18 protein-coding genes are annotated in these 21976 nt (G+C 72.8%); 8 read left to right on the forward strand and 10 right to left on the reverse strand.

Features of this window, described 5'->3' with window-relative positions:
- From K7854_RS33395 to K7854_RS33405, 3 genes are all read right to left on the reverse strand, one after another.
- Positions 1 to 925: AfsR/SARP family transcriptional regulator (locus K7854_RS33395; protein ID WP_308112595.1), on the reverse strand; the 925-nt coding region annotated here is incomplete at its 3' end.
- A gap of 81 nt (positions 926 to 1006) precedes the next feature.
- Positions 1007 to 3940 carry an FG-GAP repeat domain-containing protein gene (locus K7854_RS33400; protein ID WP_226030303.1) on the reverse strand — a complete coding sequence of 978 codons (2934 nt, stop codon included), beginning with the start codon at positions 3938 to 3940 and terminating at the stop codon, positions 1007 to 1009.
- Positions 3940 to 6495 carry a S8 family serine peptidase gene (locus K7854_RS33405; RefSeq protein WP_226030304.1) on the reverse strand — a complete coding sequence of 852 codons (2556 nt, stop codon included), beginning with the start codon at positions 6493 to 6495 and terminating at the stop codon, positions 3940 to 3942. The genes K7854_RS33400 and K7854_RS33405 overlap by 1 nt, the downstream gene beginning before the upstream one ends.
- A gap of 733 nt (positions 6496 to 7228) precedes the next feature.
- Between K7854_RS33405 and K7854_RS33410 the strand changes: the two genes are divergently transcribed.
- Positions 7229 to 8143 (forward strand): HipA family kinase, encoded by a 915-nt coding sequence (locus K7854_RS33410; protein ID WP_226030305.1) that lies wholly within the window; start codon positions 7229 to 7231, stop codon positions 8141 to 8143.
- Between the two features lie 59 nt (positions 8144 to 8202).
- On the opposite strand, the gene K7854_RS33415 is transcribed toward K7854_RS33410, so the two are convergent.
- The 3 genes from K7854_RS33415 to K7854_RS33425 all read right to left on the reverse strand — a co-directional run bounded on the left by K7854_RS33415 (position 8203) and on the right by K7854_RS33425 (position 11875).
- Positions 8203 to 9300: a MerR family transcriptional regulator gene (locus K7854_RS33415; protein WP_226030324.1), complete on the reverse strand. Its 1098-nt coding sequence runs from the start codon at positions 9298 to 9300 to the stop codon at positions 8203 to 8205.
- 132 nt (positions 9301 to 9432) lie between these two features.
- Positions 9433 to 11055 carry a malate synthase A gene (gene aceB, locus K7854_RS33420; RefSeq protein ID WP_226030306.1) on the reverse strand — a complete coding sequence of 541 codons (1623 nt, stop codon included), beginning with the start codon at positions 11053 to 11055 and terminating at the stop codon, positions 9433 to 9435.
- 184 nt (positions 11056 to 11239) lie between these two features.
- Positions 11240 to 11875: a nucleotidyltransferase family protein gene (locus tag K7854_RS33425; RefSeq protein WP_226030307.1), complete on the reverse strand. Its 636-nt coding sequence runs from the start codon at positions 11873 to 11875 to the stop codon at positions 11240 to 11242.
- A gap of 175 nt (positions 11876 to 12050) precedes the next feature.
- Between K7854_RS33425 and K7854_RS33430 the strand changes: the two genes are divergently transcribed.
- Positions 12051 to 12365 (forward strand): DUF5955 family protein, encoded by a 315-nt coding sequence (locus K7854_RS33430; protein ID WP_226030308.1) that lies wholly within the window; start codon positions 12051 to 12053, stop codon positions 12363 to 12365.
- Between the two features lie 24 nt (positions 12366 to 12389).
- Here K7854_RS33430 and allR read toward each other — a convergent pair whose 3' ends face one another.
- Positions 12390 to 13211 (reverse strand): allantoin degradation transcriptional regulator AllR, encoded by an 822-nt coding sequence (allR, locus tag K7854_RS33435; protein WP_226030309.1) that lies wholly within the window; start codon positions 13209 to 13211, stop codon positions 12390 to 12392.
- Positions 13212 to 13461: 250 nt separating this feature from the next.
- On the opposite strand from allR, the gene allB reads away from it, so the two are divergent.
- A complete protein-coding gene (gene allB, locus K7854_RS33440) occupies positions 13462 to 14799 on the forward strand; it encodes an allantoinase AllB (RefSeq protein ID WP_226030310.1) in 1338 nt (445 codons plus the stop codon).
- Positions 14800 to 14867: 68 nt separating this feature from the next.
- Positions 14868 to 15998 (forward strand): allantoicase, encoded by a 1131-nt coding sequence (gene alc, locus K7854_RS33445; RefSeq protein WP_226030311.1) that lies wholly within the window; start codon positions 14868 to 14870, stop codon positions 15996 to 15998.
- 100 nt (positions 15999 to 16098) lie between these two features.
- On the opposite strand, the gene K7854_RS33450 is transcribed toward alc, so the two are convergent.
- Positions 16099 to 16875, reverse strand: coding sequence for an SDR family oxidoreductase (locus tag K7854_RS33450; protein ID WP_226030312.1), 777 nt, complete (start codon positions 16873 to 16875; stop codon positions 16099 to 16101).
- A gap of 176 nt (positions 16876 to 17051) precedes the next feature.
- On the opposite strand from K7854_RS33450, the gene K7854_RS33455 reads away from it, so the two are divergent.
- Positions 17052 to 17447 carry a guanyl-specific ribonuclease gene (locus K7854_RS33455; protein WP_226030313.1) on the forward strand — a complete coding sequence of 132 codons (396 nt, stop codon included), beginning with the start codon at positions 17052 to 17054 and terminating at the stop codon, positions 17445 to 17447.
- A 34-nt stretch (positions 17448 to 17481) separates the two neighbouring features.
- Here the strand turns inward: K7854_RS33455 and K7854_RS33460 are convergent, their stop codons facing one another.
- The gene (locus K7854_RS33460) at positions 17482 to 17682 is read right to left on the reverse strand and encodes a hypothetical protein (RefSeq protein ID WP_226030314.1); all 201 of its coding nucleotides are present in this window, start codon (positions 17680 to 17682) and stop codon (positions 17482 to 17484) included.
- Positions 17683 to 17852: 170 nt separating this feature from the next.
- Between K7854_RS33460 and K7854_RS33465 the strand changes: the two genes are divergently transcribed.
- Positions 17853 to 19112 (forward strand): sensor histidine kinase, encoded by a 1260-nt coding sequence (locus tag K7854_RS33465; protein ID WP_226030315.1) that lies wholly within the window; start codon positions 17853 to 17855, stop codon positions 19110 to 19112.
- An 85-nt stretch (positions 19113 to 19197) separates the two neighbouring features.
- Positions 19198 to 19878 (forward strand): response regulator transcription factor, encoded by a 681-nt coding sequence (locus K7854_RS33470; protein ID WP_226030316.1) that lies wholly within the window; start codon positions 19198 to 19200, stop codon positions 19876 to 19878.
- Between the two features lie 63 nt (positions 19879 to 19941).
- Here the strand turns inward: K7854_RS33470 and K7854_RS33475 are convergent, their stop codons facing one another.
- A complete protein-coding gene (locus tag K7854_RS33475) occupies positions 19942 to 20955 on the reverse strand; it encodes a Gfo/Idh/MocA family protein (RefSeq protein WP_226030317.1) in 1014 nt (337 codons plus the stop codon).
- Positions 20956 to 21083: 128 nt separating this feature from the next.
- On the opposite strand from K7854_RS33475, the gene K7854_RS33480 reads away from it, so the two are divergent.
- On the forward strand, positions 21084 to 21821 hold the full coding sequence (locus K7854_RS33480) for a myo-inositol degradation transcriptional regulator (RefSeq protein WP_226030325.1): 738 nt from the start codon (positions 21084 to 21086) through the stop codon (positions 21819 to 21821).
- Positions 21822 to 21976: the final 155 nt, after the last annotated feature.

The following is a 21976-nucleotide window of genomic DNA, read 5'->3' on the forward strand; positions in this document are numbered from 1 at the left end:
TGAGGAACGTGACCGGCGGGCCGTCCGTCGCGGTGAGCAGCCTGCGGAGGGTCTGGTCGCGGCCTCGCAGGGGCGGGGCGTCGCGGGCCACCCGCAGCGGCAGCAGCGTCGGCGGTGTGGCGAGCACGGGTGCGCGTACGTGGGTGTCGGCGAGCGCGGCCCGGTGCAGCCGCTCCGTCTCCGGACCGGGGCGTACTCCCAGCTCGGCGTCGAGGGCCTCGCGGCACGCGTGGTACTGGCGTACGGCACGGCGGCGCAGGCCCTGCCGCAGACAGGCGTCGATGAGGACGCGGTGCGCCAGCTCCTCGGCGGGGCTGGAGGCGAGGACCTGCTCGGCGGCGGCCGCGGCCTCGGCGAAGGCACCGCCGTCCAAGTGGGCGCCGGCGAGGCGCAGCAGCACCTGCTCCTTGAGCAGGGCGAGGCCCTCGCGGCGCGCCGCCGTCCAGGGCGCGTACCGGTCCTCGGGCAGGATCTCGCCGGTGAAGCGGGCCAGGGCACGGGCGAGTTCGTCCACCGAGCCGTCGGCGACGGCGGCCCGGGCCGTGGACTCGGCGTGATCGGCGTCGATCCACACGGTGGCGGGGTCGAGGAGAAGCATCTCCCCGTCGGACTTCAGATACGAGGAGGACGCGCGCGGCGCGAGTTCGGGCTCCAGGGCGCGGCGGGCGGCGTGCAGGGCGACGCGCAGACTGCCGGTCGCGGCCCGGTGCCCGGCGTCGGGCCAGCAGACGTCCATGGCCTGCTCGCGGTGGAGGCGGTGGCCGGGGACGACGGCGAGCAACTTCACGAGGGTACGGGCGCCGGGGCGGGGCCAGCGCTCGGCGAGTGGCTGACCACCGTCCCGGTCCATGCTGAACCCGCCGAAAAGGTGCAGCCGCAACAGCGGAGCGGCACCCTGCGTGCCGTGTGCCTGTCGCGTGTTCATGACTGCGACAGGGTAACCGAGCACGCCGAGGCCCCCCGGCGCGACGCCGGGGGGCCTGTTCCGGCCGTGGTCGGACGACGCTCAGGACAGCGTGAACGTGGCCATCCGGTGGATGGCGTTGTCCGGCGAGAAGACCCGGGAGCCCAACTGCTGGGCCATCCGGTCGTAGCCGCTCTTGTCGAAGTTGAGCGAGACCAGGTCGTCGACGCCGTTGCCGTCGAGGTCGGCCGCGATGTAGTTGCGGCCGCCCCCGATGCCGACGCTGCTCAGTGCGGCCTGGAAGGGCTCCGGGGAGGTCAGCACCTTCGTGGCCCACACGCCGATGCCGCCGTCCATGCCGCCCGCCACGAGCTTTCGGCCACCGGGCCCGGTGATGAACTCCGCACCCCGCAGCGGGCCGGTCAGCGTGGTGAACGTTTCGCTGCCGTCGGCGCTGATGCCCGTGAAGGTGCCGAAGCTGAGCAGGTACAGCGGGTCGTCCTGGCCGTCGATGAGGAAGTTGTCGTACGACCAGGGACTGCCGCCGAGGGTCCGGTGCAGCACCTTGCCGTCGCGCCCGTCACGGATCTCGACGACGACGTGGGGAGTGGCGGCGTCGGTGCTGGCTTCCGTGGTCGGGTCGGCCCACGCGATCCAGGTGTTGACGACCGCGTGCCCGTCCGCGAACGGGATCTTCGGCGAGGCGAAGACGCCCTTGCGCAGCACCGCGCCGCGCAGCCGGCCGTCGGCCGCGGCGTCGGGGGCCTGGGGGTCGGCGGTCCACTTCACGGCGCCCGTCCGGCCGTCGAGGGCGACGCCGTTCACGGCGGCCTCGGACAGCTGGAACGCGCCGAGGCCGGCGTACTGGGTGTACACCTGGCCGTCACCGACGGCCGTGTCCGAGAAGACCACGTCGCCCGCGCTCTCGGGCGCGGAGTACGTCCAGAGTTCCCTGCCGCGGGCGTCGTAGACGCGCAGGGCGTCGGTCGGCACGAGGATCTCGTCCTTGCCGTCGCCGTTCACGTCGGCGACGGTGACCGAGCGGACGAACTCGCCGCCGCCCGCCTCGATCGTGGTCAGCACGTGGCCCGTCGCCCCGTCGAGCACCGCGGTCGCGGTGTCGGCCGCCACGACGATCTCCGGCCTGCCGTCACCGTTGACGTCACCGGTCTGCACGTCGTGCACCTCACCGGCGACGGACGTCTCCCACAGCTTCTTCGGCTCGCCGCCCTTGACCAGCGACGGACCCGACCAGGCCCACACGCCGTGCGAGGTGCCGCCCGCGACGACGTCCTTCTTCCGGTCGCCGTTCAGGTCGACGGCCTGCCCGTAGTTCAGGTCCCCCTGCAGCGGCGTGAGATTCTTGGCCTTCCCGGTGCCGAGCTTGAAGGTGCGGATGTTCTGGCTCAGGTCGATGACGCGGACGAAGTCGCCGCCGCCGGCGCGGTAGACCTGGTGGACCATCGGCGACGCGGAGACGCCCTTCTCCTCCCACTTGACCGCACCCTTGGCGTTGAACACGGTCAGCGCGCCGTACCGCGTGTACCCGGGGTTCTCCGCCGCATCCAGGTCCCGGTCGTCCTGGGAGGAGGCGACCAGCGAGCCGTCGGCCACGTCCAGGCGCCAGACGTTCGCGCCGTCGCGGGTGTTGCCGGCGCTCCGCTTGGTCGTGTGGGTCCACTTGGCGGTGGAGCCGTCCGCGCCGTCCAGGACGCGGATCGTGGCGGCGTTGACGAACTGGCTGGAGTCGAGCGTCGACTCGGCGACGACGTACTCGTCGCCGCCGCCGCGGGCCGCGTCACCGACCGTCATGGCGGTGGGCACCGCGTTGGTCCGGCTGTCCAGAGTGGTGCGCTCGCCGGTGGAGAGGTCGTAGGAGGCGATGTCGTACCGCACCGCGTCCGTGACGTCCGCCTGCTCCAGAGCGATGAGCCGGTCGCGGGAGGCGTCCAGGTGCAACTGGCGGCTGTACAGCGCGTTGTCCGCCTGCCACACCAGCGAGCCGTCGGTGGTGTCGAGGACGAGGGTGTGGCCGTGTGCCGCGGCATCGGAGGACTTGAAACGGTTCCAGGACGCGGCGACCCTGCCGTTTCCGAGGTCCTCCAGCGCGCCCCAGCCGGCCGACACGGTCTCCTCGGTGTCGTACGTCCACGTCGAGGACGGAGTCAGCTTCCCGTCCCGGTCCGCGGCGAAGCGGATGCCGGTGAGGGTGAGCGTCTCGGTCGCCGCCGAGTTCTGGTTGAGCCGTGGCGAGTCGGCGACGAGCAGCGTACCGTCCACGACCTTCACCAGGGCGGCGTACGAGTACAGCTTCGACCACGCAGTCTCACCGGTCCTGCCGTCGAGGACCGTCACGAACGTGCCGGTGGGCAGCGAGGAGCCGGGGGAGGTGAACGGCCGGTAGGGGTAGTCGCCGACCGATGCGGAGAAGACGAAGTCGGGGGTGCCGTCCCCGGTCAGGTCGCTGGTGTCGTATCCCTGGTCGGAGTACGGCGACAGCGGGCTCACCGCGTTGTAGCCCGTCAGGATGTGCGCCGGGTAGGGCTCGGACTGCCACGGCCGGACGGGCTCGACCTGCCAGTCCTCGTAGTACGAGGTGTTGGTGCGGGCCCAGACGGTGGTGCCGTCGGCCCTGTGGAGCTGGACGTTGCCGAGGCTGTGGACCGTGAAGTACCCGCCGTCGGCGGCGGGCACGGTGGCACCGACGCCGCGGACGCCCTCCAGGTCCGACGTCCGGGTGATGACCGGGGCGTCCTCGTCGGACGAGGCGGTGCTGCCGGAGGAACGGGAGGGGCCGGCCGTGCCCGCCCCGTCGACGGACCGGTCGGTGGCGTCGGCCCCCTCGGTGGGCACGTCGTCCCCGTACACGTCGACGCGCATCCGCTCGGCGAGGGCGTCGGCCTGCTTGCCGGTGAGCCTCATGGCGTCCGTCGACGTGTCGGCGGCCAGCGCGTGCGGGGCCGCGGTCAGCGTGAGGCCCGCGGCGACCAGCGCGGACGCGAGCCGTACGGCCCGCTTCGAGGTGTGGGTTCTCATCACTTGGCTCCCTGCGCGATGCGGATCGCCGAACCGTCCCTCAGGACGGCCTGGTCGTAGGAGTACTGGAGGGCGTCGTCGCCGGCCTGGCTCTCGATGCCGACGGTGGCACCGGCACCGTCGCCGACGGACTGGTACTGGAAGGTGATGTCACCGGTGGCTTCGTCGAAGACGGCCTCGAAGGTGACCCGGCTGTGGTCGGACAGCAGTACGGCCTTGTTCCAGACGATCGCGAACTTGCGGTGGCCGGACTTGCCGGTCGTGGCGGTCTGCACGCGTGACTTCCCGTCCAGGGCCAGGTCGTCCCAGAAGGGGGCGACGACGCCGTTCGGCTCGGCCTTCGAGGGCAGCGCGGTGTTGGCGTAGTCACCCAGGCGCGGTGCGAGGAAGTTGATCAGGCCGTTGGTGGTGACGGAGGCGCTGGAGTAGTCGACGCCGTACAGGCTCACCCAGAAGGGCAGCGAGATCGTCCTGGCGTCCTCGTCACCGCTCAGGGAGACGGATTCGGTGCCCTTGATCCACGTGTAGTCGGCCGGAGCACAGCTGTTGCCGTGGGCGTCGGAGCGGGCCGGAAGCCGGATCGTGCGGGTCTCGACGCCGTCCACCGCCAGGCTCGTGGTGGAGACGCCGTCGCACAGCACCGGCGCGGCCGGCTTCACGGTCAGCGTGTACGTGCCCTCGGCGACGGACGGCAGCGTGAACGTGCCGTCGGCGCCCGAGGTGACGGAGTCGACGGGGGTGCCGGTGACCTCGACGGTGGCCCCGGCGAGCGGCTCGCCGGTGACGTCGAGGACGGTGCCGGTGACCGGGTGGGCGGCGACCGGGGTGAGCGCGGCGTCCCGCGTCAGCGCCTGCCCGCCGGACAGCTCGACGCCGGTGAGCGTCCGGTCCCGGTAGCCGTAGCCGCTGACGTCGAAGGTGTAGGTGCCCGGGGCGAGCGCGATGCGGTACGTGCCGTCCGAGCCGGTGGAGACCGTGCGGGCGCCGACGGTGCCGTTGGAGACGGTGACCTCGATGCCCGGGAGGGCGGCGCCGGTCTCCTCGTCGGTGATCTTGCCGGTGACGGTCGCCGCGGTGTGCGGAGCCTTGTCGACGGAGGCGCGGATGTCGAGCTTGCCCTCGCCCCAGACGTTGTTCATGCCGGCGGTGCCGCCGCAGTGCGTGTCGTCGACGTCACGGGCGCCTTCGCCGAGGAGCTTGCGCGTGCCCTCGATGTCGCCGATGAGCGAGGGGGCCGCCGACCACAGCAGGGCCACCGCGCCGGCGACGTGCGGCGTCGCCATCGAGGTACCGGACTCGGTCAGGTACGACGAACCCGGCCACGTCGACTCGACGTCGACACCCGGCGCCGAGATGTCGGGCTTCGCCGAGCCGTCGACGGGCGAGGGGCCGAAGCCGGAGAAGTCGGCGATCGCGCCGTTCACGTCGTAGGCGCCCACGCCGTAGGAGGCTGCCTGCGCACCGGGGGCGTGCGCGGTGGAACAGGTGCGGCCGTCACCGTCGTTGCCGGCCGCGAACGCCTCGAAGATGCCCGCGGAGTTCCAGGCTTCGAGGATGTCCTGGTAGAACGTCGAGTTGTCGCCGCCCCAGGAGTTGTTGACGATGTTCGGGGCCAGCTCCGGGCGCGGGTTGAGCCCGTTGTGGTCGGTCGGCGCGAGGATCCACTGGCCGGCCTTGAGCAGGTACTCGTTCGAACACAGCGAGGACTCGCAGCCCTTGACGGCGATCCAGGTGGCGTTCGGTGCGACGCCGATGCCGTGGTCGCCGACCATCGTGCCCATGGTGTGGGTGCCGTGGCCGTTGTTGTCGCACGGGGTGCCGTCGGAGGGGCAGGTCCCGGTGACGTCGTAGAAGTTGTAGTCGTGCGTGAAGGTGCCGTCGGCGTTGTTGCCGCGGTACTGCCGCACCAGGTCCGGGTGGTCGTACTGCACACCCGAGTCGACGTTCGCGATGACGACGCCCTCGCCGCGCGTGTCGTAGTCCTTCCACACCTGGTCGGCCTTGATGTCACTGACACCCCACTCGGGGGCGTCGTCGCCCGAGGCGGCGGAGTTGGTGCGGGTGCGGGTGGCCTCGGCACCGTCGGCCTTCTCGACGTCGTCGAGCCGGTAGTGCCGCTCCTTGACGATCCTCGCCACGTCGGGGCGTTCGGCCAGCTCGTGGACCAGGTCCTCGTCGCCGGTGACCTGGACCGTGTTGGCGATCCAGTAGTCCTGGTGGCCGACCTTCTTCCGGTCCAGGAACGACACGAGCGAGGACTGGGAGTCCTCGGCCTCGGCGCGCAGCTCCTGGTAGGCGGCCTTGGCCTTCTGGGCGTGGGACTTCGACCTGCGGGCGCCGGAGAGGTCGGCCCGGTCCTTGAGGACGACGAAGAACGTCGCGTCGCCGCCGTCGGCGACGGCGCTGCGGAGAGCCGAGTCGATCTTGGCGGTCTCCGCTGCGGACGGGGCGTCGGCGGCGACGGCCGGCATGACGCCGGCCAGCAGAGCGGTCGCGGTGAAGGCGGCCGCGGCCCAGGTGGCGGATCTGCGCCGTGGCGGTCGGGGCAGGTGCATCGGGGGTGCTCCTCCGGGAACGGTTGGGGGAGCCAGGACGCTAGGCGCGGGCCGTTACTCGGGCATTACAGCGCCGCCCGGCCGCGGGTGCTCCGGCGTGGTCCGGACGGGGCCGGGGGCTCCACTCAGCCGCGCAGGGCCGAGGTGAGGATGCCGGGCGGCCGGGCCGGCCCCGGAGCGGTGGCGTAGGCGGTCAGGCGTGCCATCGTCGTGCGCCCGGTGCGGTCGGTGACGTAGTACGGCGGCCGGGGCGACAGCGACGCGGAACCGGTGAACAGGCCGCGGGGGAAGGGGGCGAAGGCGGCGCCACCAGGCCCGGCGCGGTCAGGACGATGCCCGTGACGCGGGCCCGGGCGCTGTTGCGGGGCCGGTCGGCGGATGTCTCGTGCCGCTGTGCCGTGGACGGTTGATCGCTCATGGCCCTGCCCTGTCCCTGCCCTTCGGTCCGAGCCCTGCCCTGCCCCTGCCCTTCGGTCCGACGGCCCGGAAGCCGCGGCCTGCTCCGACCATGGCAGTCGTCGTGCAGCGGTCACCACAGGGCCTTCGCCGTCCGGGTGAGGGGGCTCACCGCCGCGCCGCGCGCGGGTCCGAGCGCGTTCGTGCGCGCACGGGGGGCCTCCTCGGTGTCGGGCCTGAGGAAACTGCCGCCGGTTACTATGCACACTTCATGCCGGAAGCCGAAAAAGGGCGCGGCCGTGGAAGGTGGGCTCAAGATGACAGGTCGGCTTCGGAAATGCTGAGAGAGGTCACCGCCACCCGCTACGTCGAGCCCCTGCACTCCGGCGGCTCCGTGCCCGCCGTCGTCGAGGCCGACGACCTCGGCACCTACGTCCTGAAGTTCACCGGCTCCGCGCAGGGCCGCAAGGCGCTGGTCGCCGAGGTGGTCGTCGGGGAGCTGGCCCGGGAGCTGGGGCTGCGGGTGCCGGAGCTGGTGCTCGCGCACTTCGACCCGGCGATCGCGGAGGCCGAACCGCACCAGGAGGTGCGGGACCTGCTGCACGCCAGCGCGGGGCTCAACCTCGGCATGGACTACCTCTCGGGCGGCGCCGACTTCACGCCGGAGCTGGCCGAGGTGTTCCCGGTGGACGCGCGGGAGGCCGGGCGGGTGGTCTGGCTGGACGCCCTCACCGTGAACGTCGACCGGACGGTGCACAGCTCCAACCTCATGGTCTGGCCCACCCTCGGCACCGCACCCCCGCGCCTGTGGCTGATCGACCACGGCGCGGCCCTGGTCTTCCACCACCGCTGGGGCGCCTCCCCGCCCGAGAAGGCGTACGACTTCCGGCACCACGCCCTCGGCCACTACGCGCCCGACCTCCCGGCCGCCGACGCCGAGCTGGCGCCGAAGGTGACGCGGGAGCTGCTGCGCGAGGTGGTGGGCCGGGTGCCCGAGGCGTGGCTGACCTGCGAGGGCGACCTCGACACGCCGGAGAAGGTGCGCGCCGCCTACGTGGACTACCTGCACGCGCGCGTACGGGCCTCCGACCAGTGGCTGCCCACCGGCTTCCCGAGCCGCGAGGAACTCGCCGCCGAGAACGCCGCCCGCGCGGCGCGCACGCAGCGGGGCCGGCCGGACTGGCTCAAGCGCGTCCCCGACCTGCACGGCAAGCCGCCCGCCGAGCAGGACTGGTCCGTGCACCTGGGCTGATCTGCGCGCACGCGCGCACGCGCGCACGCGAGCGCGGGAGCCGGCACCCGGCGATGCGGTCAGGCCGTGAGCAGGCGGAGGCCGAGATCCACCGCGTCGAGGCCGGCGAGGTCGCCGTTGCGCTCGGCCCACCGGCCGGACGCGAGGTCGTCGCCGAGGCCGCGCACCGCCCGCTGCTCCGCCTCGGGACCGACCCGCGTCCACACCGACGACGCCCGGCGCACGGGTTCCTCCAGATAGGCCTCCGGCCGGCGCCAGTACGCCTCGAACAGGCCGTCGGCGCAGTCCCACGGGACGGGCACCGGCTCGGCGCGGGCGCCGATCGCGTCGGCCATCCCGGCCAGTGAGGGGAACCCCGCGAGGACGGTCGTGAACTCCGGCAGGTAGTCGCGGGTGAGCCAGAACCGGTCCGGCCAGCCGGGTTCGTCGGTGTCGAAGGTGAGCACCACCACGCGGCGGGCCACGCGCCGCATCTCGCGCAGCCCCGCCAACGGGTCTGCCCAGTGGTGCACGGTGGAGACGGCCATCGCCACGTCGAAGGCGCCGTCCTCGAACGGCAGGCTCTCCGCGGCGGCGGCCACGCACGGCGCCGAGCCGGCCGGCCGCTGCCCCCGCATCACCGCGGACGGCTCCACCGCGGTCACCTCGCGGTCGGCGGGCTCGTAGGAGCCGGTGCCGGCCCCGACGTTCAGGACCGTGCGCGCGTCGCCGAGCGCGTCCCAGATCTGCGCGGCGATCCGCGGCTCGGTACGCCGGGTCGCGGTGTAGGCGCCGCCGATCGCGTCGTACAGGCGTGCGCCCAGCAGCTCCAGTTGTTCCTCCGGGGTCACCTTCAGTCCCTTCGCCCGCACGTCGAGTTCCCGGTCGATGGCCGCCACCATGGCGTCGGCGCGGTCGCGCCGCTCCAGGAGCAGGCCGCGCAGCCGGCGCAGGTGCGCGACCGCGTCGGTGGACGGGTCGTCGACGAGTTCCGCGACCTCCCGCAGCCCGAAGCCCAGCCGTCGGTAGGCCAGTACCTCCCGCAGCCGCTCCACGTCGTGCGCGGAATAGGCCCGGTACCCGGCCGCGGTCCGCGCCGAGGGCCGGACGAGCCCGATCTCGTCGTAGTGATGCAGCGTGCGGACGCTGATGCCGGCCAGTTCGGCCACGCGTCCCACGGTCCAGTGATCCTCCACGGCACGGACTATGCCGCCTGACGCCGCGTGAGGGTCAAGAGCCGCACACGTGCCGGCGCCCCCGGTGCCGGGTGCCGGTACCGGGGGCGCGGGGCGTCGGGAGCGCGGGGCGCGTCAGCCCTTCAGCTGCTCGTAGGCGGGCAGCGTCAGGAAGTCGGCGTAGTCCTCGTCGAGCGACACCGTGAGCAGCAGGTCGTGGGCCTGCTGCCAGTTGCCGGCCGCGAAGGCCTCGTCGCCGATCTCGGCGCGGATGTTCGCCAGTTCCTCGGCGGCGACCTTGCGGGCCAGGTCGGCGGTGACCTGCTCGCCGTTGTCCAGGACGACCTCCGCGTTGATCCACTGCCAGATCTGCGAGCGGGAGATCTCGGCGGTGGCCGCGTCCTCCATCAGGTTGAAGATGGCCACGGCGCCCAGGCCCCGCAGCCACGCCTCGATGTAGCGGATGCCGACCTGGACGGCGTTGACCAGACCGGCGTACGTCGGCTTGGCGTCCAGGGAGTCGATCGCGATCAGGTCGGCGGCCTTGACGTCGACGTCCTCGCGCAGCCGGTCCTTCTGGTTGGGCTTGTCGCCGAGGACCTTGTCGAAGGACTCCATGGCGATCGGGACCAGGTCGGGGTGGGCGACCCAGGAGCCGTCGAAACCGTCGCCGGCCTCGCGGTCCTTGTCGGCGCGGACCTTCTCGAAGGCCACCTTGTTGACCTCGGCGTCCCGGCGGGACGGGATGAACGCCGCCATGCCGCCGATCGCGTGCGCGCCCCGCTTGTGGCAGGTGCGGACGAGGAGTTCGGTGTACGCCCGCATGAACGGGGCGGTCATCGTCACCGCGTTGCGGTCCGGCAGCACGAACTTGGCGCCGCCGTCGCGGAAGTTCTTGACGATGGAGAACAGGTAGTCCCAGCGTCCCGCGTTCAGCCCGGAGGCGTGGTCGCGCAGTTCGTAGAGGATCTCCTCCATCTCGTACGCGGCCGTGATCGTCTCGATCAGGACGGTGGCGCGGACCGTGCCCTGCGGGATGCCGACGTAGTCCTGGGCGAAGACGAACACCTCGTTCCAGAGGCGGGCCTCCAGGTGGGACTCCGTCTTCGGCAGGTAGAAGTACGGGCCCTTGCCGAGGTCCAGCAGACGCTGCGCGTTGTGGAAGAAGTACAGGCCGAAGTCGACCAGGGCGCCGGGGACCGGGCGGCCGTCGACCTGGAGGTGGCGCTCGTCGAGGTGCCAGCCGCGCGGGCGCATGACGACCGTCGCCAGTTCCTCGTTCGGGCGCAGGGCGTAGGACTTGCCGGTGCGCTCGTCGGTGAAGTCGATGGTGCGGGTGTAGGCCGAGGTCAGGTTGAGCTGGCCGAGGACCACGTTCTCCCAGGTCGGCGCGGAGGCGTCCTCGAAGTCGGCGAGCCAGACCTTCGCGCCCGAGTTGAGGGCGTTGATGGTCATCTTGCGGTCGGTGGGACCGGTGATCTCGACCCGGCGGTCCTGCAGCGCGGCCGGGGCGGGGGCCACCTTCCAGGAGTCGTCCGCGCGGATCGCGGCGGTCTCGGGGAGGAAGTCGAGCGTGGAGGTGCGGGCGATCTCGGCGCGGCGCTCCGCTCGGCGGGCGAGGAGCTCGTCACGCCGGGGCGTGAACCGCCGGTGCAGCTCGGCCACGAAGGCGAGCGCCGCATCGGTGAGGACCTCCTCCTGCCGGGGCAGGGGCTCGGCGTCGACGATGGCCAGCGTGGACGGCGCTGGTGCGGACATGAGCTGTCACTTCCTTCAGCGGTGGCACCGGGTGCCAGAGGGTGCGTATGGGGCATTACGCACTCGCCGTGCAGCGGAGTGCTTCTGGTCAGTGGATAGTAGTTTCCTCATCGTGGAACTTCAATGGTTTGTTGATGTCGAGATTCTCCGGGTCGAGGGAAGGTGGCGCTGGGTGCCACCTCCCTCACTCAAGGTGGACCAGGTCCGCCTCGGTGTCGATGTCGTACGGCCGCGCCACGTCCCCGCACTCGACGAGCGCGATCTCCGCCTCGTGTTCCCTCAAGTAGGCGCGGGCACCCCGGTCGCCGGTGGCGGTCGCCGCGATCCCCGCCCAGTGCGCGGCGCCGAGCAGCACGGGATGCCCGCGCACGCCCGCGTACGCCGCCGAGACCAGCGAGGTCTCGTCCCGGTATCCGGCGCGCACCCGGGACGTCGCCTGCGCGCCGATGCCGGGCTGGTCCACCAGGCAGACCAGCGCGGCCCGGGCGCCGGTCCCCGCCAGTGAGGCGAGCCCGGCCCGCAGGGACGAGCCCATGCCCGCTTCCCAGTCGGGGTTGTCCACGAGGACGCAGCCGTCGAGCGCCGCCCGCGCGCGTACATCCTCGGCGCGCGCCCCCAGGACGACGTGCACGCGCGCGCAGCCGGCCGCGCGCAGTACGCCGACCGCGTGTTCGACGAGTGGGTGTCCACGATGTTCGAGGAGCGCCTTGGGGCGGCCGCCGAGCCGTCGGCCGCCCCCGGCGGCCAGCAGCAGTCCCGCCACCCGGTCGCCCGTCCGGCCGCCCACCTGGTCTTCTGTCAGGGCCTCGTTGTCGGTCATGCGTCCTGCATACCTGACGGCGCGCCAAACGCCCCGGCGTGCGCGGGGTGCACGGAGGTGTTCCGGAGGCTGAATTTCGGTCCGCGCGCTGGCGCGTCCGGTGCGGGGTGGCGTTTACTGGCCCGCGCACAACGGGGTGCCGGAACGGGGCGCCAGGGGGAGGGCGGGGAGGGCTGTGTTGCGGAGCGTGGGGCAGAGGCACGTGACCGTCGGCGACGAGGATGTGAGGGTGGTGGCGCTGCGCACCGCGGTGTTCCGGTTGCGCCGCCAGCTCGCCCTGCTGCCCGCCGATTTCCCGGACCGCCAGATCGCCGAGGACGAGCTGGCCGACCTCGCCGCGATGACGGGGCACGGCGTTCCCGAGGTGCCGCGGCTGCGCCGCTCCCTGCTCCTGATCGCCGGTGCGATCGGCTCCGTCAGCGCCCTGAAGCCGGGGCTGACGGAGGTCCGGCACGCCGTGGAACTCTTCGGGGACCCGCCGCGCCGCTGAGTCCGGCGCGGGCCGGGCGCCGCCTCAGGCGGCCGGGTTGCCGTTGGAGCCGTTGGCTCCGTTCGAGGTCAGCAGGGCCTGGGACAGCTCCGCCGCCACCTGCTGGAGCAGGGGCACGATCCGGTCGGTCGCGGCCTCGGTGACCCGGCCCGCGGGACCGGAGATGGAGATGGCCGCGGCGGTGGGGGAGTCCGGCACCGAGACGGCCAGGCAGCGCACCCCGATCTCCTGCTCGTTGTCGTCGATCGCGTAGCCCTGGCGCCGCACGTCCTCCAGCGCCGCGATGAAGCCGTCCGGCGTGGTGATCGTCTTGTCGGTCGCGGCCGGCATGCCGGTGCGGCTCAGCAGGGCCCGCACCTCGTCCGCCGGGAAGTCCGCGAGCAGCGCCTTGCCGACGCCCGTGGAGTGCGGCAGGACGCGCCGGCCGACCTCGGTGAACATGCGCATCGAGTGCTTGGACGGCACCTGGGCGACGTACACGATCTCGTCCCCGTCCAGCAGGGCCATGTTCGCCGTCTCGCCGGTCTCCTCGACCAGGCGGGCCAGGTGCGGGCGCGCCCAGGTGCCCAGCAGCCGGGAGGCGGACTCGCCGAGGCGGATCAGGCGCGGGCCGAGCGCGTACCGGCGGTTGGGCTGCTGGCGTACGTAGCCGCAGGCCACCAGCGTGCGCATCAGGCGGTGGATGGTCGGCAGCGGCAGCCCGCTGCTCGCCGAGAGCTCGCTCAGGCCGACCTCGCCCCCCGCGTCCGCCATCCGTTCGAGCAGGTCGAAGGCGCGCTCCAGGGACTGGACGCCGCCGGTGGCGGACCTGGCGGAGTCGGTGGTGCTGGCGCTGGACGTCGGCACGGCACGTTCCTTTCGGGGCTGGCGGGAGGAAAGAAGCGTACCCGGCGGCCGGTTGACTACCGGCTTGTACGTAGCTACGTTCTGCTTGCTGGAATTCTAATTCCGCTTTGTGGAAACGTCCAGGGCTGAGCCGTGGGCATGCCCGCACAAAGGGTGCCTCTTGACGGCACGGAGGCGGGAATGAAGACTCCTTCGACAGGAGACTTCAACAGAACGTTGAAAAACTCGGCGGCAGAAAGAGGGGTTTCCGGTGTCCGGAGCTGAACTGGTGCTGCGCTCGACGCGCGTCATCACCCCCGAGGGGACACGCGCCGCGTCGATCGCGGTGACCGGAGGGAAGATCACGGCGGTCCTGCCGTACGAGGCCCCGGTCCCGGACGGCGCCCGGCTGGAGGACGTCGGCGACCACGTCGTGCTGCCCGGCCTGGTCGACACCCACGTGCACGTGAACGACCCCGGCCGCACCGAGTGGGAGGGCTTCTGGACCGCCACCCGCGCCGCGGCCGCCGGCGGCATCACCACCCTGATCGACATGCCGCTGAACTCGATACCGCCCACCACCACCGTCGACAACCTGCGCACCAAGCGCGAGGTCGCCGCCGACAAGGCGCACATCGACGTCGGCTTCTGGGGCGGAGCCCTGCCGGACAACGTCAAGGACCTGCGTCCGCTGCACGAGGCCGGGGTCTTCGGCTTCAAGGCGTTCCTGTCCCCGTCGGGCGTGGACGAGTTCCCGCACCTCGACCAGGAGCAGCTCGCCCGGTCGCTGGCGGAGATCGCCGCCTTCGACGGCCTGCTGATCGTGCACGCCGAGGACCCGCACCACCTGGCCGCCGCCCCGCAGCAGGGCGGTCCCAAGTACGCGCACTTCCTCGCCAGCCGCCCGCGCGACGCCGAGGACACCGCGATCGCGACCCTGCTCGCGCAGGCCAAGCGGTTCAACGCCCGCGTGCACGTGCTGCACCTGTCCTCCAGCGACGCCCTGCCGCTGATCGCCGAGGCCCGCGCCGACGGCGTCCAGGTGACGGTCGAGACCTGCCCGCACTACCTCACCCTCACCGCCGAGGAAGTACCGGACGGCGCCAGCGAGTTCAAGTGCTGCCCGCCGATCCGCGAGGCCGCCAACCAGGACCTGCTCTGGCAGGCCCTGGCGGACGGCACCATCGACTGCGTCGTCACCGACCACTCCCCGTCCACCGCCGACCTCAAGACCGACGACTTCGCCACCGCCTGGGGCGGCATCGCCGGTCTCCAGCTCAGCCTGCCGGCGATGTGGACCAAGGCCCGCGAGCGCGGCCTCGGACTGGAGGACATCGTGCGCTGGATGTCCGTGAACACGGCGCGCCAGGTCGGCCTCGACGGGCGCAAGGGCGCCATCGCGGCCGGCCACGACGCCGACTTCGCCGTCCTCGCCCCCGACGAGACCTTCACCGTCGACCCGGCCGCCCTCCAGCACCGCAACCGCGTCACCGCCTACGCGGGCAAGACCCTGTACGGCGTCGTGAAGTCCACCTGGCTGCGCGGCGAGCGCATCGTGGCGGACGGCGCGTTCACCGACCCGAAGGGACAGCTCCTCGCCCGGGCCTGACACGCACGCCCGGCCATCCCCTGAACCCAGTCCCTCCCGAACGGCCCCGAAAGGAACACCTGATCACCGTGACGGCCCAGCAGCACACCTCGTTGGCCAGCTTCACCGGAGACGCGAACCCCTACGGAGGCGGCGACCCGTACGCGGACTACCGCACCGCCGACCTCCCCTTCACCCAGTACGCCAACCTTGCCGACCGGCAGCTCGGCGCGGGTGTCGTCGCCGCCAACGACGAGTTCTTCGCCCAGCGCGAGAACCTGCTGGTGCCGGAGCCGGCCGAGTTCGACCCCGAGCACTTCGGGCACAAGGGCAAGGTCATGGACGGCTGGGAGACCCGCCGGCGCCGCGGCGCCTCGGCCGAGCACCCCTGGCCCACCGAGGAGGACCACGACTGGGCGCTGATCCGGCTCGGCGCCCCCGGCGTGATCCGCGGCATCGTCGTCGACACCGCCCACTTCCGCGGCAACTACCCGCAGGCCGTCTCCGTCGAGGGCGCCTCGGTCGCGGGCTCCCCGTCCCCGGAGGAACTGCTCGCGGACGACGTGAAGTGGACGACCCTCGTCCCGCGCACGCCGGTCGGCGGCCACGCGGCCAACGGCTTCGCCGTCTCGGCCGAGCAGCGCTTCACCCACCTGCGCCTCAAGCAGCACCCCGACGGCGGCATCGCCCGCCTGCGCGTGTACGGCGAGGTCGTCCCCGACCCCGCCTGGCTCACCGCCCTCGGCACCTTCGACGTGGTCGCGCTGGAGAACGGCGGTCAGGTGGAGGACGCCTCCAACCTCTTCTACTCCCCGGCCACCAACACCATCCAGCCGGGCCGCTCCCGCAAGATGGACGACGGCTGGGAGACCCGGCGCCGCCGCGACCGGGGCAACGACTGGATCCAGTACCGCCTGGTGGACCGCTCGCAGATCCGCGCGATCGAGATCGACACGGCGTACCTCAAGGGCAACAGCGCCGGCTGGGCGTCGGTGTCGGTGAAGGACGGCGAGGACGGCGAGTGGCGCGAGGTGCTCCCGCGCACCCGGATGCAGCCCGACACCAACCACCGCTTCGTGCTCCCGGAGGCGGCCGTCGGCACCCACGCGCGCGTGGACATCTTCCCCGACGGCGGCATCTCCCGGCTGCGCCTGTACGGCTCCCTGACCGAGGACGGCGCCGCCCACCTCGCCGCCCGCCACCAGGAACTGGGCGGCTGACCCGCCGCCCGTCCAAGACCCGCGGGGCGCACCGGCCGGACAGCACCGGTGCGCCCCGCGCGCATGCCCCGGGGCGCCTCGTGCGCGTCCCGGGAGCGGGCTACGCCGCGTGGCCGCCGTCCACCGCGAACTCCGCGCCGGTGACGTAGGTGGCGGTCGCCAGGTACGCCACGGTCGACGCCACCTCGTCCGCCGTCCCGAACCGGCCCAGCGCCGTCATGGCCGCCTGCCCGTCCGCGTAGGGGCCGTCGGCCGGGTTCATGTCGGTGTCGATCGGCCCCGGGTGCACGATGTTCGCCGTGATCCCGCGCGGGCCCAGCTCCCTCGCCAGCGCCTTGGTCAGCCCGATCAGCGCCGACTTGCTCGTCGCGTAGAGGGTCCCGCCGGGCCCCGGCACCCGCTGGGTCATGCAGCTGCCGACGGTGATGATCCGCCCGCCCGCGGTCATACGGGCCGCGGCCGCCTGCGAGGCCAGGAAGACCCCGCGGACGTTCACCGCCAGCAGCCGGTCGACGTCGGCGAGGGTGAGGCTCTCCAGCGGGCCGAGCAGACCGAGGCCCGCGTTGTTGACCAGCACGTCGAGGCCGCCGCCGAGCGCGGTGGCGGCCCGCTCGACCGCCCCCGCCGCCTCGTGGGCGTCGGCGGAGTCGGCCCGCAGTGCCACCGCCCGGCGCCCCAGCGCCGCTACGGCCGCTACGACGTCCTCGGCCGCCTCCTTGCCGTTCACGTAGGTGAGGGCCACGTCCGCGCCCTCGCGTGCCAGCCGCAGGACGGTCGCCGCGCCGATGCCCCGGCTGCCCCCGGTCACCAGCGCGGTGCGGCCGGTCAGCGCGGCGGAGGCGGGGGAGAGCGGCTTGGTGTGCGTGTTCGTGTTCATGGCTCCATCCCAGCCGGACCGCCGCGCCCGCGCTGGCGGCGAACGGACGTCGACCTTTGCGGCGGGCCGGCCGCACCGACGGTGGTGTGAACACGCGGAAAACACATATGACGTCCCGGGAAACTCCACCGCCTTGTCATTGACATGCCACTGTCTACGCGCGTCATCATGAGCGCATGCGATTCCCCCCACGCGCCGCTCGGCTCGGCGCAGCAGCCGCAGTCCTGTCCGCCCTCCTCGTGGGCGGCACCGTCTCCGCGACCACGGCCGGCGCCGCCCCCGCGGCGGTCGGCGACATCTGCTACAGCGACCTGCCCTCCCAGGCGCACGACACGCTCGACCTGATCGAGCAGGGCGGTCCCTACCCGTTCGAGCAGGACGGGACCGTCTTCCAGAACCGGGAGGGCATCCTGCCCAGCCAGTCCTCCGGGTACTACCACGAGTACACGGTGATCACGCCGGGCTCCGACACGCGCGGCGCCCGCCGGATCGTCACCGGTGAGGAGTACCAGGAGGACTACTACACGGCCGACCACTACGCCTCGTTCGACCTCGTCGACTACGGCTGCTGAGGCCAGCCCGGCCCGCCGGGTCCGGACTCCGGACTCACCTGCTCTTGCGGCTCTCGGCGGCGGCGAACAGTGCGCCGCCGAGAGCGAGCAGCGCGACGCTCCCGTAGACCTCGTAGCCGTCCAGGAAACCGATCCGCTGCACCAGCCCCAGGTGCCAGTCGGTGAACTCGTGCACCAGGCCCATCACGCCCTGGACGACGGCGAGCACGCCCAGGAACTCCAGCAATTCCTTCATGATCCCGACTCTCGCCCCGCGGTACCCCCACACGCATCGGCCGCGGGGCGAGTCCCGCCCGACGGAAGGCGCCGGCCCGCGGTCCCCGGCGCGCCGAAAGTCGCCGGTCGTGCGACTTTGGTCGACGGCCGCTCCCGACCGGCCGCTCCGGCTGCCACACCTGCGTAGATTTGTCGACTGTGAACAGTGACGAGCAGGCCACCGCGCCCCCGGCCTTCGCGAAACGGCGCTGGGTACTGCCGGCGGCGCTGGTCGAGGACCTGTACCCGGAGGCCCGGCGGCCCGGCGGCCGGCCCCGGCGCACCGCACGCGACTGGGGCGTCGACTTCACCTGCTTCCTGCTCGCCGTCGTCATCGGCCTGATGGCCGCCGACGTGCTGGACCAGGAGCCGGGTCTCTCACCGGGCATGGCCGTCGCGGACCAGCTGATCGGCGCACTGGCCTGTGCGGCCGTCTGGCTCCGGCGGCGGTGGCCGGTCGGGCTGGCCGTGGTCATGGTGCCCGTCTCCCTGGTCTCGGCCACCGCGGGCGGCGCCGTCCTCGCCTCCCTGTTCACGCTCGCCGTGCACCGGCCCTTCCGGTACGTGGCCTGGATCGGTGGCGCGAGCATCGCCGTGACGCCCCTGTACTACTGGATGCGCCCCGAGCCCGGGCTGCCGTTCCTCGCGTCACTCGCCATCGGCTTCCTGCTCGCGGTCACGGTGCTCGGCTGGGGCCTGCTCGTCCGCTCCAAGCGCCAGCTGCTGCTCAGCCTGCGCGACCGCGCCCGGCACGCCGAGGCCGAGGCACGGCTGCGGGCCGAGCAGGCGCAGCGGCTGGCCCGGGAGGCCATCGCCCGCGAGATGCACGACGTCCTCGCCCACCGGCTGACGCTGCTCAGCGTGCACGCGGGCGCCCTGGAGTTCCGGCCCGACGCGCCCCGCGAGGAGGTCGCGCGGGCGGCCGGTGTCATCCGGGAGAGCGCCCACGAGGCGCTCCAGGACCTGCGGCAGATCATCGGCGTCCTGCGGGCGGGGGACTCCGAGGAGGCGGGCCGCCCGCAGCCGACGCTCGCGGCACTCGACGCGCTGGTCGCCGAGTCCCGGGAGGCCGGCATGAAGGTCACCCTGACGGACCGGGTGCCCGACCCCGGCGCGGTCCCCGCCGCCGTCGGCCGCACCGCGTACCGCATCGCCCAGGAGGCGCTGACCAACGCCCGCAAGCACGCCCCCGGCACCGAGGTGACCGTCTCGGTCACCGGAGCGCCGGGCGCCGGACTCGCGCTGTCGGTGCGCAACGCCCCGCCCCGGGGCGAGGTGCCCCGCGTACCCGGTTCCGGCCAGGGCCTGATCGGACTCACCGAGCGGGCCACGCTGGCGGGCGGCACCCTGGAGCACGGCCCGACCCCCGGCGGCGGCTTCGAAGTGCGGGCCAGGCTGCCGTGGGGGTGAACCGGCCAACGGGTGCCCCGGGGCGGCCGGGGCCGTCACCGCGGGGGCGAAGTCGGCCGCCGGCGACCGTGATTACCTATGACCCATGACAGCGATCAGACTGCTCCTCGTCGACGACGACCCGCTGGTGCGGGCCGGGCTGTCCCTCATGCTGGGCGGTGCCGACGACGTGGAGATCGTCGGGGAGGCCGCGGACGGCGACGAGGTCGGGGCGCTCGTCGACCGCACCCGCCCGGACGTCGTCCTCATGGACATCCGGATGCCGCTGGTGGACGGTCTGACGGCGACCGAGCGGCTGCGGGGCCGGGCGGACGCGCCCCAGGTCGTCGTGCTCACCACCTTCCACGCCGACGAACAGGTGCTGCGCGCCCTGCGGGCCGGTGCCGCCGGGTTCGTCCTCAAGGACACCCCGCCCGCCGAGATCCTCGACGCGGTGCGCAGGGTCGCGGCCGGTGACCCCGTCCTGTCGCCCGCCGTCACCCGGCGGCTGATGGAGCAGGCGGCCGGCACCGCCCCCGACGCGCGGCGCACGCGCGCGCGTGCCCGCGTGGACACGCTCAACGACCGCGAGCGCGAGGTCGCCGTCGCGGTCGGCCGGGGCATGGCCAACGCCGACGTCGCGACCCACCTCTTCATGAGCGTCGCCACGGTCAAGGCCCACGTCTCCCGCATCCTGGCCAAGCTCGACCTCGACAACCGGGTCCAGATCGCCCTGTTGACGTACGACGCGGGCCTCCTGGACGAGTACCAGGACGACAGCCTCTGAGGCGCGACGCCTTCTGAGAACGACACCCTCTGCGGAACGATGTCCTCCGAGGGGCGACGCCCGCTAGGGGGCGGGCGCCTCGGGCACCTCCGCCAGCCGTACGGGTCTGCGCTCGCGGCGGGAGATGTCGCAGGCCTCCGCGATCCGCAGGGCCTGCAGCGCCTCGCGCCCGTCGCAGGGGTTGGCCCGCTCGCCCCGCACCACCTGCACGAAGGCGGTCAGCTCGGCCTCGTAGGCGGGCCCGAAGCGCTCCACGAAGCCGGTCCAGGGCTTGTCCGCGGCCGGCGGCCCGGTCGGCTCGGTGGACGCGATCGGCGTACGGTCGTCCAGGCCCACCACGATCTGGTCCAGCTCCCCGGCCAGCTCCATGCGGACGTCGTACCCCGCCCCGTTCAGCCGCGTCGCCGTCGCCGTCGCCAGCGTGCCGTCGTCCAGCGTGAGCAGCGCCGCGCCCGTGTCCACGTCGTCCGCCGCGCGGAACACCGGGGGACCGGCGTCGGACCCGGCCGCGTACACGTCGACGACCTCCCGCCCGGTCACCCAGCGCAGCACGTCGAAGTCGTGGATGAGCGTGTCCCGGTAGAGCCCGCCGGACTGCGGCAGGTACTCGGCCGGCGGCGGCGCCTGGTCGCTCGTCACCGCCCGTACCGTGTGCAGCCGGCCCAGGCGTCCGGACCGCACCGCCTCCCGGGCCCCCGTGTAGCCGGTGTCGAAGCGGCGCTGGAAACCCATCTGGAGGATCGTCCCGGCGGCCTCCACCTCGGCGATCGCCTGTAACGTGCCGGGCAGGTCGAGGGCGATGGGCTTCTCGCAGAACACCGGCAGCCCCGAGCGGGCCGCCCGGCCGATCAGTTCCGCGTGGGCCGGCGTCGCCGTGGTGATCACCACCGCGTCCACGCCCCACTGGAAGATCTCGTCCACTCCCGGTGCCGCCGTCTCGCCCAGCCGGTGGGCGAGATCCTGGGCCCGCGCGAGGTCGGCGTCCGTGAGGATCAGGGACCCGACGTCGCGGTGGCGGCTGAGCGTGTTGGCGTGAACGGTGCCGATGCGGCCCGTACCGATGACCCCGATGCGCATGGAATCAAAGTGGGCTCACAGCCGCTCCCTGTCAATGCGTATGTCCGGACAATCGAACTACACAACTTCCCGTCATCTGCGCACGGAGCTACGCTCGGCCCGTGCCGAAACCAGAAGTGGACCCGACCGTGACGCTGGACCTCAGCGTGGATCGCAGCAGCCCCGTGCCGCTGTACTTCCAGCTGTCGCAGCAGCTCGAAGCGGCGATCGAGCACGGCGCGCTGACCCCCGGCAGCCTGCTGGGCAACGAGATCGAGCTGGCCGCGCGGCTCGGTCTGTCCCGGCCCACCGTCCGCCAGGCCATCCAGTCGCTCGTCGACAAGGGCCTGCTGGTGCGCCGCCGCGGCGTCGGCACCCAGGTCGTGCACAGCAAGGTCCGCCGCCCCCTGGAACTCAGCAGCCTCTACGACGACCTGGAGGCGGCCGGCCAGCGCCCGGCCACGAAGGTCCTGGTCAACACCGTCGTACCGGCCGCCGCAGAGATCGCCGCCGCGCTCGGCGTGGCCGAGGACAGCGAGGTGCACCGCATCGAGCGGCTGCGGCTGACCCACGGGGAGCCGATGGCGTACCTGTGCAACTACCTGCCGCCCGGCCTCGTCGACCTGGACACCGGACAGCTGGAGGCCACCGGCCTCTACCGCCTGATGCGCGCCGCCGGGATCACCCTGCACAGCGCCCGGCAGACCATCGGCGCCCGCGCCGCCACCGACGGCGAGGCCGAGCGGCTCGGCGAGGACCCGGGCGCACCGCTGCTCACGATGGAGCGCACCACCTTCGACGACACGGGACGCGCGGTCGAGTTCGGCACCCACACCTACCGGCCGTCCCGCTACTCCTTCGAGTTCCAGCTGCTCGTGCGGTCCTGATCCGTCCTGATCAGCGCTTCCGGTGGCCGCTCCCGCCGTGCGGATTCGTCGCAATGTCCGGACAATGTGACCCTCGGCCGATCCCCGGAGGCATGCGCTCCGCTTGTGTGTCGGACAATGGGGCGTTTGGGGCTTCCAGAACCCGGCCGGGGTTG

It is taken from the genome of Streptomyces hyderabadensis, assembly GCF_020404845.1.
GTDB classification, from domain to species: domain Bacteria; phylum Actinomycetota; class Actinomycetes; order Streptomycetales; family Streptomycetaceae; genus Streptomyces; species Streptomyces hyderabadensis.